General features: G+C 47.3%; 16 protein-coding genes. 1 reads left to right on the top strand and 15 read right to left on the bottom strand.

Translation table 11 applies throughout. The features are described from left to right. Nucleotides 1-71 precede the first annotated feature (71 nt). On the top strand, nucleotides 72-422 hold the full coding sequence (locus LGT40_RS07580; RefSeq protein WP_226074933.1) for a hypothetical protein: 351 nt from the start codon (nucleotides 72-74) through the stop codon (nucleotides 420-422). 78 nt (nucleotides 423-500) lie between these two features. Here LGT40_RS07580 and LGT40_RS07575 read toward each other — a convergent pair whose 3' ends face one another. The 15 genes from LGT40_RS07575 to parE all read right to left on the bottom strand — a co-directional run. Further along, nucleotides 501-878: a DUF6841 family protein gene (locus LGT40_RS07575; RefSeq protein WP_226074930.1), complete on the bottom strand. Its 378-nt coding sequence runs from the start codon at nucleotides 876-878 to the stop codon at nucleotides 501-503. Nucleotides 879-967: 89 nt separating this feature from the next. Next, on the bottom strand, nucleotides 968-1,702 hold the full coding sequence (locus LGT40_RS07570; protein ID WP_226074928.1) for a hypothetical protein: 735 nt from the start codon (nucleotides 1,700-1,702) through the stop codon (nucleotides 968-970). Nucleotides 1,703-1,794: 92 nt separating this feature from the next. Then, nucleotides 1,795-2,499, bottom strand: coding sequence for a TM1802 family CRISPR-associated protein (locus LGT40_RS07565; RefSeq protein WP_226074926.1), 705 nt, complete (start codon nucleotides 2,497-2,499; stop codon nucleotides 1,795-1,797). A gap of 28 nt (nucleotides 2,500-2,527) precedes the next feature. Further along, nucleotides 2,528-3,118 (bottom strand): hypothetical protein, encoded by a 591-nt coding sequence (locus LGT40_RS07560; protein ID WP_226074924.1) that lies wholly within the window; start codon nucleotides 3,116-3,118, stop codon nucleotides 2,528-2,530. 91 nt (nucleotides 3,119-3,209) lie between these two features. Further along, nucleotides 3,210-4,034, bottom strand: coding sequence for a DUF6694 family lipoprotein (locus LGT40_RS07555; protein ID WP_226074922.1), 825 nt, complete (start codon nucleotides 4,032-4,034; stop codon nucleotides 3,210-3,212). Nucleotides 4,035-4,133: 99 nt separating this feature from the next. Continuing rightward, nucleotides 4,134-4,478 carry an avidin-fold protein gene (locus tag LGT40_RS07550; RefSeq protein ID WP_226074920.1) on the bottom strand — a complete coding sequence of 115 codons (345 nt, stop codon included), beginning with the start codon at nucleotides 4,476-4,478 and terminating at the stop codon, nucleotides 4,134-4,136. Between the two features lie 16 nt (nucleotides 4,479-4,494). Further along, the gene (locus LGT40_RS07545) at nucleotides 4,495-4,950 is read right to left on the bottom strand and encodes a hypothetical protein (protein WP_226074919.1); all 456 of its coding nucleotides are present in this window, start codon (nucleotides 4,948-4,950) and stop codon (nucleotides 4,495-4,497) included. A gap of 449 nt (nucleotides 4,951-5,399) precedes the next feature. After that, entirely contained in the window at nucleotides 5,400-6,893 is a 1,494-nt protein-coding gene (gene lysS, locus LGT40_RS07540; RefSeq protein ID WP_226074917.1) for a lysine--tRNA ligase, read from the bottom strand. Nucleotides 6,894-6,904: 11 nt separating this feature from the next. Then, nucleotides 6,905-7,982, bottom strand: a protein-coding gene (gene prfB, locus LGT40_RS07535) for a peptide chain release factor 2 (RefSeq protein ID WP_264177847.1) whose coding sequence is annotated in 2 segments (ribosomal slippage) — nucleotides 6,905-7,927 and nucleotides 7,929-7,982 — 1,077 coding nt in all. Because the reading frame shifts where the segments join, the coding sequence is not laid out codon by codon here. 88 nt (nucleotides 7,983-8,070) lie between these two features. Beyond that, the gene (locus tag LGT40_RS07530) at nucleotides 8,071-8,970 is read right to left on the bottom strand and encodes a peptidoglycan DD-metalloendopeptidase family protein (protein WP_226074908.1); all 900 of its coding nucleotides are present in this window, start codon (nucleotides 8,968-8,970) and stop codon (nucleotides 8,071-8,073) included. Beyond that, entirely contained in the window at nucleotides 8,904-9,479 is a 576-nt protein-coding gene (locus LGT40_RS07525) for a YqaA family protein (protein ID WP_226074906.1), read from the bottom strand. Before LGT40_RS07525 ends, LGT40_RS07530 begins: the two co-directional genes overlap by 67 nt. Next, on the bottom strand, nucleotides 9,476-10,138 hold the full coding sequence (locus LGT40_RS07520) for a protein-L-isoaspartate(D-aspartate) O-methyltransferase (protein WP_226075515.1): 663 nt from the start codon (nucleotides 10,136-10,138) through the stop codon (nucleotides 9,476-9,478). Before LGT40_RS07520 ends, LGT40_RS07525 begins: the two co-directional genes overlap by 4 nt. Then, on the bottom strand, nucleotides 10,135-10,887 hold the full coding sequence (surE, locus tag LGT40_RS07515) for a 5'/3'-nucleotidase SurE (RefSeq protein WP_226074904.1): 753 nt from the start codon (nucleotides 10,885-10,887) through the stop codon (nucleotides 10,135-10,137). The genes LGT40_RS07520 and surE overlap by 4 nt, the downstream gene beginning before the upstream one ends. Before the next feature lie 243 nt (nucleotides 10,888-11,130). Continuing rightward, on the bottom strand, nucleotides 11,131-13,371 hold the full coding sequence (gene parC, locus LGT40_RS07510) for a DNA topoisomerase IV subunit A (RefSeq protein WP_226074895.1): 2,241 nt from the start codon (nucleotides 13,369-13,371) through the stop codon (nucleotides 11,131-11,133). Between the two features lie 14 nt (nucleotides 13,372-13,385). Next, on the bottom strand, nucleotides 13,386-14,813 hold a 1,428-nt coding region (parE, locus tag LGT40_RS07505), incomplete at its 5' end, for a DNA topoisomerase IV subunit B (RefSeq protein WP_226343185.1).

Below are 14,813 nucleotides of genomic sequence, written 5' to 3'. Positions count from 1 at the left end.
AGCTTTGAAAGGAACTCGCACGACACTAACTGATCTGATCTATCACCACAACAAAACAGGTCAGAAATGCCATGCGAGTTCAATCTATTGTGAATACATTCCTAAACGATGTCACGCCCACCATGCACAAAGTAAGACGAGCCAGTCTTCAGGCGTCGTTGACCAGCTTGCTTCAGGGAAGTCCATTATCTATCACTGGTATTGGTCGCAATATCACCAGCCAAACCAGCGAAAAACATCAAATAAAACGCAGTATGCGTTTATGTCGTAATCCTCACTTACAGGCTGAAATCCAGGCCATTTATTCGAGGATGGCGTTACGTATCATCCATCAACAAACACAGCCAATCATCCTGGTTGACTGGTCCGACTTAGATCCACGAAAGCACGAATCAAGGGGTCAGCCACTGACCACCTCTTAATGCATAACGCGAAGCACAGCGGTGGCCATCAGAGACGCCTAGCAGCTGCAAGCTGCGTACTTCTGCGAATTGTTATGGTTAAAAGGTAGCGTCCGCAACAGCATACATTTTCCAGCCATCATCTGTTTTTGTAAAAGCATAGAACCCATGCACACTCTCAATTTTTGAGCCATCTGCTCTGCATCTGACAGCAGAAGCAACTGCATGGGCTTCAATATTATTTGCAGCTGTTACCTCAAACTTCCAATCGACAGAGTGATCCCATCCCTTTTCCTCCTTTAGACTTTTCGGATCAATAGGGTACGAATCACACATGGTCACCGAACCATTTTTAATGTAGGCGATAGGATACTGGACCATTTTGTCGATCAGAGAAACATCGTTTCCTTTAAATCCTGCAACGTAGTATTTCATGTATGTTTCATGGACTTCAGATCGCAAATCTTCGAATGTCATATCATCTCCAGTCTATGGCCATAACGCCGGCTCACGCGCCGGCTTGGAGCCGCGAAGCGGCGGAAAATCGGTCACTGTGCAGCCTATTGTTACAGGGCGCTGCCCGATAGCTCATATTTTTTTGTTCCAAGGTCAGAATCTGAAAGATGAAGGAAATAGCTAATATAGCCTAGGTATCTCCTCGCCTCTACTCCAATTTTTCCTATCGTATAGAGCCTGGCGAGCGCTCTCGCAAACCTTTCAAGTCGAGAAACAACCTCGTTATTAATTTTTATATGGACTCGATTGCTTACAGAGTTATTTGTAATTTCATCCATTAGGTCCTTGCGAGCCAAAAGTATCTCAGTCTCTAGCCGTTGCCACGCAGCGTCCGGATCCTCCGTTTGCACATTCCGGCCAACGGCCACATCCAAATTGTAATACCGCGCCGCTTGCCCAAAGTCGCTAAGCACAGAAATAAATGACAGAAGCTCCTTTGAATTTAAGTATTCGACGTCTGCCTTTGCTCCAGGAATATTGTCTACGTAATCATCTAAAAAGCATTCAGTACGAATTCTCTCGAGCAGGCATTTGAGGTCATGTTCGTTTCGCCCGGATGGAAAAGCTTTGCTGGTCGGAAAACTGCCATGCGCCTCAAGCCAACGGAAGCAAAACGTAACCTTCATGAACCGCTCGAACCCACTTGCCAAAGTTAATAACGGTAAATGATAGAAATCATTGCCCGCATCGAGCGTCTGAAGCTGTCCAAGACCTGCTTTGATAAGCCTCACCGCATTAAAAAGCTCTTGGTCTAAGGCTAGTTTTTTTTGAAATTCCGTGGTCATGATCTAGCCCTGTAACGATTAAGCTAACGGGCAGACAAAAGCGCAGCTTTTGGCTGTCCAGCGAACGAAGTGAGCGCCAGTTGAGCGCATTGTTATGTGTGGGCACATAGGCTGCTAATGCTCGCTGTTTGCCTTTTTATGTCTGCTACCGGATTAAAAACGTGTGCCGCCAATTGCTGCTCGATGATTTCACGATTTTGTTGGAATAGCTCGCGCGCAAATTCAGGTACAAAAGGACTGTTCATGTATCGTTCAATGTACTTTATTTTGTTTACATTGCTTTGGGTCGGAATACTTTGACCGTATTCATCAGCGATTCTCTCGACCTCAAGTACCAGGTCAGTAGAAAACTCTAGGCACAGAGTGAGAATATCCTGCTTCGGAGCTTCAAGGCTGATGAGTCTTCCTTTGTTATCTATTCTCTCTATGTTGTTCGCGATGTAGTACTTCCCATCCGTGTAGGCATTGATGATTTGCATGCCGTCATGAGTTATGGCATTCCTGCATTCCTTGAAAAAGGTAGAGTGCCTTACATCTGCGAAGTACGACCATGCGATTTTTTGACTTGTAGCTGTTTCCAGAGAGTCTTTAAGTGATTGGAAGGTATTGACGAAAGCGTTGAAGTTGAAGTTTATATCTTCATCGCTTGTATTGACAGGATTGATGCCGGCCAAGAAATTTTTATCAATTAGATCGCATAGTTTTATGATTTTTCTTAGGAAGTACTCATATTCTTCCAGCTTGTTTTTTATGAAGCTGCCGACGACCATCTTGTGGTGTATTTCTTGTTCAGTCATACGTTGAGACTCTGCACATAACGTTTGGTTAAGGGGCGGGCTTTAGCCCGTCCCAGTGAGTGCAGCGAACGGTTTGAACCACTTGTTTGGCCTTACTTTGACGGACGCTAAGCTCTTTGGACAACTGATTTAGTGAGCTTGTGGCGACAGCTAGCTGAGCAGAACGACCGAGATACCAATCGCTGATGAGGCTGAGGCAGCTGACTGCTTCTTCAAGGGCTTCGATATTTGCTGGACCAGTAACAATTTTTAGCTTGCCTCCGTTACGAAGATTAGCTTTTGCACGCATCCATTGACGTTGCTCACCTCCAAAAAACCAAAGCGAATGCACAACTGAGTTTCTGAATGTCTCAGCTGACATTAGTGCATTACGCACGCTCTCAAGATCGATTGATGGCCATTCTGGACTCTTCCTGTCGTCATAAAGATCGCACATCAGATTCAGTTTCTGTGCATAACTCATTGCGGCAGTAACGCGATGGATGTCTTCAGATCCACGCATTTTCAGTAATGAGGCTAAAACTTCTGCGATTACATTTTCTATTAACTGAAATTTAACGACGATCTTCCCAATACAAATGTGAAGACGATCTGCATCTATTAAGATTTCTGAAGTCATTAAATTTGCCTAACGCCGCAATGTATGGGGCTGCCGGAACAAAGCGAAGTGGCGTGTAGGCAGTCCCGCACTATAGCCTTGTTATATGCCACTATTGAATACCGTATTTTGCTTTTAGCTCAGCAAGACGCGTTCTATCACGATCTTTGAAGTCCGTTGTTGAAGAGAGAGTTTTTCCATCCGCCCCATCAATTTTTTCAACAGTTACCGTGAAGACCGCATCAGCAGGAGCTTCTACTTTTCCCCAGTCTGAGAACAAGTTTGGAGCTAAACGCCAACTCTGTTCTTCTCCGGGTTCTAAACCACCAGATATGCTGTAGTTAAATGAGTCTTTGTGCCACGGGACACTGCGACCCGGGCTAGCGAGAACCCCCTCAAAATATGCTCGGGAGACAGCCGTATCAGTTCCGTTCTTTACTGTTATTTCGATAATTGGCTGCTTTCCAGTGTAACGTTGCTCTTCCTGATAAAAGCGTGACCGAAGAACCTCAAATTTCTTAAGCTGTTCTCTAGCAGTCTCGGCATTAGCGCGCGCCATCTCAAGTTCCTTTATTTCATCCAGCGCTTGTTGTCTTTGCCTAGCTTCCCGCTCAAGTTTTATGCGCTCCGCCTCAGCGATTACTTGTGAGGCTGTTTTGCCGCTCAAAGATTCTTTCATTTTATTTTCTAAATTACCAACACCCGCTGCCCCTTCGGCTAAGAGAACTTTCAGATCTAATTGGTTAAAGGCTAAAAGTTGGAGCGCTTCATCAAATTTTTCTTTTTCACCTTCTGGTAGCGATTCACGAACCTTTTGAGATGACTGCTTCATATTTTCATCTGATGATGTGTCAATTGTCGGTTCGGGCAATATCTGATCGCATCCAACGAGAGCAACAAAAATAAGAATAATTCCTATGACCTTTGAAACTTTCATTCATTTCTCCATAGTTCGAATGGCTTATAACGCCCACCACACAGGCGAGCAACTTGTTGCGAGTCCAGCGACCGCAGGGAGTGAATGTGCTGGTGTTTGTTAGGATTCAACAACCTCTTCAAGCTCTGATGTTCCTGTCGTTTGATCCCCAGTAAACCATTGCCAGCTTTCTTTGAGAACCAGCTTTCCATCTGGGCTCTGATGAGGCGTTGAACGGCATTTACCAGCCATCAGCTCACCGTGGATGTTTTCGTGATGGTACATAAACTCAAGGCTGCCATCGGCAAATACCTTCCCTTGAAGATGTCCACTTACAATCTCACCGCCAGAATAATCAGCCCAAACTTGATCTGCGTTTTGATAGTAATAAAAACGTGTTGATTCGCTGACCTCACCGTTAGCTGAATTGGATTTTCCAAAAAATATGCGATTATTATAGTTCACGAGTACTCCTAACGCCTCAATCAGCCGCCGCTTCAACGGTCGGAAGCATTGACTTGTTAGAGCCTCCCGATTGCGTAACTGAAACAGTCAATGAGACAGCTGAAACAACCAGTGCAAGAATAGCGATTGCGGTTCCTATCCAAAACTTCCTTTTCTCTTGGCGCAAGCCAGCCAAAACTGAGGTCATAAGTGGAAAGTTTATGCACCTTGGGTCATTTCCAACTTTGCGAGCAAAGAAATGAACATTACTCCCATCATCTTGTTTGTAACCGTACTGCTTCTCTAAGTGGTAGTACAAGCGACCAAAGACAATGTCAGGATCCACTTTAAGCTCGCCAGCAATTTTCTTGCAGTCAATCGGAACATAGATTCTCGAATCCCGCGCCCCATCACCTCTTTCAAAAGCAACAAAGTCAGAATGATATATGCGGTAAATCGTATTTAATATTTCCAGATCCGTGGGAATTCTCATATCTATACTTAAGCTCTAACAGTCTGTTAATGAGGTCTGCGACCTCATAATAATTATTAACGTGAATGGATCATAAATATAATGAACCAAACTTGCTCGAAATAAAGCATTGAAAAAAAATCAATAGGGCCAGAGTGTTTGATTTTTAGCTTGCTCATGATATCTCCACGATTTCCTGTCCCCTCCACGAGACTGACCCCACAAGAGTGGTCAGTTTATTATTCAAACTGTCGCTAGCAAGAACAAAAAGATAAGAGTCTATTGATATAAGCAATTTGATAATTTGAAAGCTTACTTATTGATACCGTGAACCATAGTCGCATTTGAAATGTGTAGCAAGGATTTAAGCGACTTGGAATAGTTCTTATTTATTATCTAAATGCTCAATTTATATAGAGCATAAAAAACGGACCAATGGCCCGTTTCTTATTTTAAATATATATATCATCTTACTCAGGCCGCATATGCGGAAACAGTAAAACATCTCTAATCGAAGGTGAATCCGTCAACAACATCACCAGTCGATCAATACCAATCCCCTCTCCCGCTGTTGGTGGCATACCGTATTCCAGAGCTCGGATATAGTCAGCGTCGTAATGCATGGCTTCGATATCACCGGCATCTTTTTCGGCGACTTGGGCTTTGAATCGTTCGGCCTGGTCTTCTGCGTCATTTAATTCCGAGAAACCATTGGCGATTTCACGGCCGCCGACGAAGAATTCAAATCGGTCGGTAACAAACGGGTCGTTATCACTGCGTCTTGCCAATGGCGAGACTTCGGTTGGGTAGGCGGTGATAAAGGTCGGTTGCATCAGTTGATGTTCGACGGTTTTTTCGAAGATTTCGATTTGCACTTTGCCAAGACCATAGCTGTCTTTGAGTGGAATACCCAAGCCCTGGGCGACTTCTCTGGCGGCTTCAATGCTGTCGAGTTGTTCGGCTTTCAGATTCGGGTTGAAATGCAGAATGGAATCTTTAACGGTCATGCGATCAAATGGCTTAGCAAAATCAATATCCAGACCTTGATAATGCACCTGACTGCTGCCGAGTACATTCTGAGTCACAGTACGCAGCATATCTTCGGTGAGATCCATCAGATCATTGAAATCGGCATAGGCCTGATAAAACTCGACCATAGTGAATTCAGGATTATGACGGGTAGACAGACCTTCGTTACGGAAATTACGGTTGATTTCAAACACCCGTTCAAAGCCACCGACAATCAGTCGTTTCAGATACAGTTCCGGTGCGATACGCAGGAACAGATCCATATCTAACGCATTGTGATAAGTGGTGAACGGTCTGGCTGTGGCACCGCCGGGAATCGCCTGCATCATTGGCGTTTCGACTTCAAGGTAGTCTTTATCCATCAGGTAACGACGCACGCCATCAATGACTTTGGTACGAATCCGGAAGGTTTCGCGGCTGGCTTCGTTCATGATCAAGTCGACATAGCGCTGGCGATAGCGTGTTTCCATATCGGACAGACCGTGGAATTTTTCCGGTAATGGCCGCAGTGATTTGGTCAGTAATTTGATGGTTTCAACATGGACTGACAACTCGCCCTTTTGGGTACGGAATAAGGTACCTTCGGCAGCGATGATGTCGCCGTTATCCCAGGTTTTGAATTGGGGATAGACGCCTTCGGGTAATTCATCACGCGCGACATAAAGCTGGATATCACCAGACATATCACGCACGGTGGCAAAGCTGGCTTTACCCATGACCCGTTTGGTCATCATCCGACCGGCAATCGCTACACGACGTGGTGTGGCTTTGAGTTGATCGCCATCCCATTCGGCATATTCGGTTTGCAACTCGCCGTTCATCACATTGCGACGGAAGTCGTTGGGGAAGGCATTGCCTTGCTCACGAATGGCGGCCAGTTTTTCACGACGTTGGGCAATCAGTCGGTTTTCGTCAAATTCTGTTTCTTGGGTCATGTTGGATTCGCTTATAAACCTGATTTGAGTGAGGCTTCAATGAATTGATCCAGATCGCCATCCAGAACAGCCTGCGTGTTTCCGGTTTCGACACCGGTACGTAAATCTTTGATGCGTGATTGATCGAGTACATAGGAGCGGATTTGACTGCCCCAGCCGATATCCGATTTGGATTCTTCGGCAGCCTGTTTTACTTCGTTTTGTTTTTGTAATTCCAGCTCATACAGTTTGGCGCGTAACTGGCTCATCGCCTGGTCACGGTTTTTATGCTGTGAACGTTCCATCTGACATTGCACCACGGTATTAGTGGGTACGTGAGTAATACGTACCGCTGAATCGGTGGTGTTAACGTGCTGACCACCAGCACCGCTTGAGCGGTAGGTATCAATACGTAAATCAGATGGATTAATGTCGATTTCGATGGTGTCATCCACTTCCGGATAAACAAACACCGAGGCAAATGAGGTATGACGACGGGCACCGGAATCAAACGGTGATTTACGTACCAGACGATGTACACCTGTTTCGGTACGCAACATGCCAAAGGCATATTCACCTTCAAAACGAACGGTGGCGCTCTTGATACCGGCTACCTCACCTTCGGAGACTTCCATCAGCGTGACTTTATAGCCCTGCGCTTCGCCCCAACGCAGATACATACGCAGAATAATGTTGGCCCAGTCCTGTGCTTCGGTACCGCCAGAGCCGGATTGAATATCCAGATAGGCGCTGTTGGCGTCGAGCTTGCCGGAGAACATGCGCTGGAATTCAAGTTTTTCCAGACCTTTTTCCAGCTCGTCCAGATCATTGTTAACGGCATTAAAAGTGTCTTCGTCGTTTTCTTCTACAGCGAGTTCGAGCAGGTCTTTGGCATCATCAAGCACTTCGCGGTGCGATGACAGGGTTTTGACGATACGCTCCAGTGTAGAGCGTTCCTGCCCGAGTTTCTGGGCATTTTCAGGATTGTTCCAGACGGCTGGATCTTCCAGCTCGCGGGTGACTTCAATCAGGCGTTCTGCCTTGGTATCGAAGTCAAAGATACCCCCTAAGATCGTCACTGCGATCGCGGAGAGTTTTAATTCGTTGCATCGTCGCGCCGAGTTCCACGCTAGTACCTCATTGAAATAGATTGATAATGTTGCCGCAGCAAACCCGTTATTGTAACGGATAATGCGGCTTATTGTTTAGGCAGAAAGCGTAACGGATCGACCGGTTTACCGTTACGGCGAATTTCAAAATGCAATTGATCCGTCTGCGTTCCGGATCGGCCAAGTGTGGCAATACGCTGACCGCTTTTTACCGAATCACCCTCTTTCACCAGCAGGGTATCATTGTGAGCATAAGCACTTAAATACGTATCGTTGTGTTTGATGATCAATAGATTACCGTAACGTGGTAACCCGTTACCGCTGTATACCACTTTGCCTTCAGCAGCGGCTATAACCGGTTGTCCCTGTTTACCGGTGATATTAATCCCTTTACGACCTGCTGCGGATTCAGAAAATGTCGACACCACTCGGCCTTCGGTCGGCCAGCGCCAGATTAAGCTTTCATTACCTGCTGTGACGGCTGTTGCAGCAGATGGTGCAGGTGTTGATGGTTTCACTTGTGGCGTTTGCGTGGCGGTAGATGGCCGTGATGGTTGAGATGATGACGAAGGCCGCGTTATCGAGGGGGAAGACGGTTGAGTCGTTATTGTCCGGCTTGATGAGGGACGCGTGGTACTGGCGACAACCGGCGCGCCTTTAAACTTGAGTTTTTGACCGACATAGATGGTATACGGTGAACGGATACCGTTGATACGCGCTACGTCACGATAATCCATGCCGTAACGGAAACTGATCGAATACAGTGTATCGCCTCGTTTGACGGTGTAACTGTTCGGTGCTGTAGTCGGTTCGGGTCTTGGCTGTGCTCTTCCCGTATCTTCCCGACCAATCGGCGCTAATGCATAGTTACCGCTACAGGCGGTTAATAAAAACATTAACGAAATCAGTAACAGTTTCATGGTTAGATAAATATCAGATAAGCCACAACCAGCAGACCAACTGTCAGCCAGCCAAGTCGATCGACCCATAGATGTAATTTTTCTTCAAATGCGGGACCGCCCCATTTCATCAGACCCGCAACGAGAAAAAATCGCATGCCCCGACCAATCAGGGACCCTAGAATAAACGGCAGTAACAACATGCCGATCGCACCGGCGGCAATGGTAAAAATTTTGTATGGGATGGGGGTAAATCCGGCTAAAAAGATGGCCCAAAAACCATAATTATTAAACCATTGCTGTGCCGTTTCATATGCTTCGATATAGCCGAACTGGATGATCCAGGGCTCTACCAGCTGTAAGGCAAATACCCCGATCAAGTAGCCTAATAAGCCTCCTAACACCGACGTTATTGTTGTTAAGCCTGCATAAAACCAGGCTTTATCAGGTCTGGCCAACGACATGGGTGCCAGCATGACATCGGGGGGAATGAGAAAAAAGGAAGATTCACTGAAGCTGACTAATGCCAACCAATAGGTGGCATGTTTATGCCTGGCCCATTGCATCACTTTGAGGTAAAGCCCCGAAAATAATTTCATCCAATTTGTCCGCTGAGTAGTGGGACAAAACTCACGGCGTCCCATTCCGTTTCTTCAAACTTACCACCAATCCTGTCAATGACTTTGAGGATTTGGCCTTTACTACCACCGACTGGAATCACCAATCGCCCGCCCGGTGCCAATTGCTCCAGCAATGTCGGGGGAATCTGTTCTGCACCACAAGTGACGATAATGCCATCATAAGGGCCGTTTTCCGGCCAGCCCCAATTGCCATCGCTGTGCTTGAGTCGAATATTGTTGAGCTTTAAATGATAGAAACGTTCTCTGGCCTGTTTTAATAAAGGCGCAATCCGTTCCACACTGAACACTCTGGGCACCAGCTCAGATAACACGGCGGTTTGATAACCGGAGCCCGTACCGACTTCCAACACTTTATTTCTGGGGCCACCCTGCAGCAGGATTTCAGTCATTCTCGCCACAATATAGGGTTGTGAAATGGTCTGTCCCAACCCGATAGGCAATGCAGTGTCTTCATAGGCTCTGCTGGCTAAGGCTTCATCAACAAATAAATGCCTCGGACACTGGCGCATCACTGAGAGTAATTGAATATTCTTGATACCCCGCTCTTGCAGACGCTGGATCAAACGATCCCGTGTCCGCTGCGAAGTCATTCCTATTCCGCGTGGATCGGCGATCATGACAAAGTGCTTTCCAACCATCTTGATACGCCATCAATCGCATCGTATCGAGTCAAATCAATCTGCAATGGTGTCACTGAAACCGCACCACGCCGAATGGCATCAAAGTCAGTGCCAGGACCAGCATCCTGTTCCTGGCCGGCCGGACCAATCCAGTACATTGGTCTGCCACGAGGATCAAATTCTTTGATCACCGGTTCGGCTTTATGCCGATGGCCCAGGCGGGTACTTTCAAAGCCGATAATTTCTTCTATGGGTAAATCAGGTACGTTCACATTAAGAATAGTATCAGCGGGTAATGCTACAGATTTAAGTCTTTCGACTAACTGTTGCGCCACCCAGCCGGCGGTTTCATAGTGTTTACCTTCAAAGCTTGCCAGCGAAATGGCAATGGCTGGCAAACCGAGAAAACGTCCTTCCATCGCGGCAGCTACGGTGCCCGAATACAATACATCATCACCCAGATTAGCGCCGGCATTGATGCCTGAAACCACCATATCGGGTTCTTCTTCCAGTAAACCGGTAATTGCAAGATGCACACAATCCGTTGGGGTGCCTTCGACTCGGTAAACACCGTCTTCCATGCGGTCCAGTCTTAGTGGATTTTCCAGAGTGAGCGAGTTACTGGCACCACTACGATTACGATCGGGAGCGACGACAGTAATTTCCCCCAGACCGGCAAGCGAGCGTGCCAGTGTACGGATACCTTTTGCCATGTAGCCGTCATCGTTACTTATGAGGATTTTCATTATGTTTTTTGACCCGTTGCGTCAATAGTTTATTCGCCGCTATCTTAGCAAGAATGCGCGGTTCTGACATAAAAAAGGGCATGAAAACATGCCCTTTTGTGATAGCGGTGGCTGTTTATCTTTTATCGCTACCATCATCCGGATGGAATAGCCTCATTGCTCGTTCCATCTTTCACTTAACAGCATCCTGTTTGAGCTTCGGTTTTTTACCGTCAGCTCAACCGTGAACACCTATTGACCGAGTTATTCGGCGACTTCGACTGCACTGACTTTTTGCAGTCCTCTCGGTAACTTATGTCCGCGTTTGCCGCGCTCTCCGGCGTAGTGTTGCAAATCAGTCGTTTTCAGCGTCAGATGACGGCGGCCGGCGTGCAACGTCAGGCTGTGATTTTCGGGAACCAGCGTGACCGATTGCAGCCATTCCTGGCCACTGCTGAAACGGGCCTGTGGAATATTGATCAAACGAACGCCTTTACCTTTGTTCAGTTCAGGTACTTCACTGATCGGGAAAACCAATAAACGCCCATCACCGGCGGCAACAGCGAGTTGTTGCGGTGTTTCGGTATCTATTACCAGCGGTGGTAATAAAGCCGCCTTTTCCGGCAAATTGAATAAGGCTTTACCTGCTTTGTTTTTTGCCAGTAAATTATCAAAGCGGGTAACAAAACCATACCCGGCGGTATTGGATAACAATATCATTTGCTCATTTTCAGCGGCGATAACGGCAATAAACCGTACTTCGGCGGCAGATTGCAGACGACCACTTAACGGTTCGCCCTGGCCTCTTGCCGATGGCAGTGTATGGGCAGGCAATGAATAACTGCGGCCACTTTCATCCAGAAATACGACTTGTTGATTGCTTCGGGTTTTTACTGAAGCCAGATAGCGATCGCCGGTCCGGTAATTTAATGATGCCGGATCCACATCATGACCTTTGGCGGCTCGCACCCAGCCACTGGCAGACAGCACAATAGTCAGCGGTTCTGTAGGTAATAATTCGGTTTCACTGAGCGCTTTGGCGGCATCACGTTGTTTGATTTCACTGCGGCGATCGTCACCATATTTTTCAGCATCCGCAGTCAATTCTTTACGGATAAGTGATTTCAAACGTGTGTCCGAGCTCAGCAGTAATTCCAGCGATTTACGTTCTTTGCTGAGCTCGTCCATTTCGCCTTTGAGCTTCATTTCTTCCAGTTTGGCCAAATGCCGTAAACGTAACTCGAGAATGGATTCGGCCTGACGGTCACTCAGATTAAAGCGCGCCATTAACTCGGCTTTGGGATCATCTTCTTCACGAATAATCGCAATCACTTCGTCAATATTCAGATACGCAATCAGCAAACCTTCAAGCACATGCATGCGATCCAGCACTTTATCCAGACGATATTGCAAGCGACGACGTACGGTTTGAATTCGGTAGGTTAACCATTCGCTGAGCATCTGCAGCAGGTTTTTTACCTGTGGCCGGCCATCCAGGCCAATCATGTTCATATTGACGCGGTAGCTGCGTTCCAAATCGGTTGTGGCAAACAAGTGTGACATCAGACTTTCGATATCCACCCGGTTGGAGCGCGGCACAATTACCAGACGCACCGCCTGCTCGTGATCGGATTCATCACGTAAATCAGCCACCATCGGCAGTTTTTTATTATTCATCTGTGCCGCGATCTGTTCCAGCACTTTGGCGCCGGAAGTCTGATAGGGCAATGCATGAATAATCACTTCATGTTCTTCGACTTTATACGCCGCACGCTGACGAATCGAACCATGACCGGTTTCATATATACGACGAATTTCGGCCTGAGGTGAAACAATTTCACCGCCCGTCGGGAAATCCGGTCCCTGAATTTCGGTTAACAAATCATCCAGTGTACTTTTGGGTGACTTGAGTAATAACAGGCAGGCATTGACCACTTCACGCAAATTGTGCGGCAGGATATCGGTTGCCATACCGACCGCAATCCCGGTTGCACCATTGAGCAGCACATTGGGAAGTCTGGCTGGCAGTAATTGTGGCTCATCCATGGTGCCATCAAAGTTGGGCATCCATTCGACTGTACCCTGCCCCAATTCACTCAATAGGGTTTGGGCGTAAGGTGCCAGACGCGCTTCGGTATAACGCATGGCCGCAAAGGATTTGGGATCATCCATCGATCCCCAGTTGCCCTGCCCATCAATCAAGGTATATCGGTAGGAGAAAGGCTGGGCCATCAACACCATGGCTTCATAACAGGCGGAATCACCATGAGGATGATATTTACCTAAGACGTCACCGACGGTACGAGCGGACTTTTTATGTTTGGACACGGCGCTGAGGCCGAGCTCGGACATCGCATAGACAATACGACGTTGTACTGGTTTGAGGCCATCTGCCAAATGTGGCAAGGCCCGATCCAGAATGACATACATGGAATAGCCCAGATACGCTTTTTCGGTAAATTCACGAAGCGGTTGCTGTTCTAAATCGTCAACTAATGCACTCATTTAAAATTCTCAGTTCAGATTAGACTGTCAGCCAAATCGCCATGCTGTTCCAGCCAGATTTTGCGATCGCCTGCCCGCTTTTTGGCCAGTAGCTTATCAAGCATCATAAAAGTATCGTCTTCCGCATCAATGGTCAGACGAATCAGCCGACGGGTATCAGGGGCCATGGTGGTTTCACGTAATTGCAACGGATTCATTTCACCCAGACCTTTAAATCGCTGTGTGCTGACCTTGCCTTTTATATTGTCACGCTGGATACGATCCAGAATGATTTTGCGTTCTTCATCATCCAGTGCATAGAAAACCTGCTTACCCACATCAATTCGGTAGAGCGGCGGCATCGCCACACAGATATGACCGGCTTCAACCAACGGCCGGAAATGCCGGACAAATAATGCACATAACAAGGTGGCAATGTGGGCGCCATCCGAATCCGCATCCGCCAGAATACAGATTTTGCCGTAACGCAGACCCGTCAGATCATCCGAGCCGGGGTCCACGCCTACCGCGACCGCAATATCATGGACCTCTTGTGAAGCCAGTACTTGGGTGGCTTCAACCTCCCAGGTATTGAGGATTTTACCGCGCAGCGGCATGATGGCCTGGAATACCCGATCACGTCCCTGTTTGGCACTACCGCCAGCAGAGTCACCTTCCACCAGGAACAACTCGGTACGCGAGGGATCCTGAGAAGTACAATCGGCCAGTTTGCCAGGTAAGGCAGGACCAGACTGGACGCGTTTACGCACGACTTTTTTGGCTTGTTTTAAACGGGATTGGGCATTATTAATGGCCAGCTCGGCAATTTTTTCACCATCTTCAATATGATGATTCAGCCATAAACTGAAGGAATCTTTGACTGCGCCGGCAACAAATCCTGCGCATTGTCTTGAGGAAAGGCGTTCCTTGGTTTGTCCGGAAAACTGAGGGTCCTGCAACTTAACTGATAAGACGTAACTGCAGCGTTCCCAAATATCCTCTGCGGAGAGTTTGACCCCGCGTGGCAGCAGGCTGCGGAATTCACAAAATTCCCGTAAGGCATCCAGCAAACCAGAACGCAGACCATTTACGTGAGTACCGCCCTGTGCCGTCGGAATCAGATTGACATAACTTTCGGCAATTACCTCTGCCGGTTCGAGTTGCCACATTAAAGCCCAGTCGACTTCCTGGCTTTCATCTGCAAAATGACCCACAAATGGTTTAGCCGGGACGCATGGCACATCGGTCATTGCGTTGGCAAGGTAACTGTTTAAACCATCTTCATAACACCAGCGATCGTTTTGTTTTTCGGCACCGCTTAAGTCTTCAAACGTCACCACCAGACCGGGACACAACACCGCTTTGGCACGTAAGACGTGTCGCAGGCGTGAGACTAAAAACTTCGGCGCATCAAAAAAACTGGTATCCGGCCAGAAACGGACGCTGGTACCTGTATTTTTTTT

Origin of the sequence: Methylophaga pinxianii, assembly GCF_020447225.1 — a bacterium.
Lineage (GTDB): Bacteria > Pseudomonadota > Gammaproteobacteria > Nitrosococcales > Methylophagaceae > Methylophaga > Methylophaga pinxianii.
This window is presented reverse-complemented; position numbering and strand designations above follow the sequence as displayed.

What these genes read in the sequence shown, in the direction of transcription:
- LGT40_RS07530 (WP_226074908.1), bottom strand. Translation starts at nt 8,970, where the DNA reads ATGGGTCGATCGACTTGGCTGGCTGACAGTTGGTCTGCTGGTTGTGGC.
- lysS (WP_226074917.1), bottom strand. Translation starts at nt 6,893, where the DNA reads ATGACCCAAGAAACAGAATTTGACGAAAACCGACTGATTGCCCAACGT.
- LGT40_RS07525 (WP_226074906.1), bottom strand. Translation starts at nt 9,479, where the DNA reads ATGAAATTATTTTCGGGGCTTTACCTCAAAGTGATGCAATGGGCCAGG.
- parC (WP_226074895.1), bottom strand. Translation starts at nt 13,371, where the DNA reads ATGAGTGCATTAGTTGACGATTTAGAACAGCAACCGCTTCGTGAATTT.
- LGT40_RS07565 (WP_226074926.1), bottom strand. Translation starts at nt 2,499, where the DNA reads ATGACTGAACAAGAAATACACCACAAGATGGTCGTCGGCAGCTTCATA.
- LGT40_RS07555 (WP_226074922.1), bottom strand. Translation starts at nt 4,034, where the DNA reads ATGAAAGTTTCAAAGGTCATAGGAATTATTCTTATTTTTGTTGCTCTC.
- LGT40_RS07575 (WP_226074930.1), bottom strand. Translation starts at nt 878, where the DNA reads ATGACATTCGAAGATTTGCGATCTGAAGTCCATGAAACATACATGAAA.
- LGT40_RS07580 (WP_226074933.1), top strand. Translation starts at nt 72, where the DNA reads ATGCGAGTTCAATCTATTGTGAATACATTCCTAAACGATGTCACGCCC.
- LGT40_RS07570 (WP_226074928.1), bottom strand. Translation starts at nt 1,702, where the DNA reads ATGACCACGGAATTTCAAAAAAAACTAGCCTTAGACCAAGAGCTTTTT.
- surE (WP_226074904.1), bottom strand. Translation starts at nt 10,887, where the DNA reads ATGAAAATCCTCATAAGTAACGATGACGGCTACATGGCAAAAGGTATC.
- LGT40_RS07520 (WP_226075515.1), bottom strand. Translation starts at nt 10,138, where the DNA reads ATGATCGCCGATCCACGCGGAATAGGAATGACTTCGCAGCGGACACGG.
- LGT40_RS07560 (WP_226074924.1), bottom strand. Translation starts at nt 3,118, where the DNA reads ATGACTTCAGAAATCTTAATAGATGCAGATCGTCTTCACATTTGTATT.
- LGT40_RS07545 (WP_226074919.1), bottom strand. Translation starts at nt 4,950, where the DNA reads ATGAGAATTCCCACGGATCTGGAAATATTAAATACGATTTACCGCATA.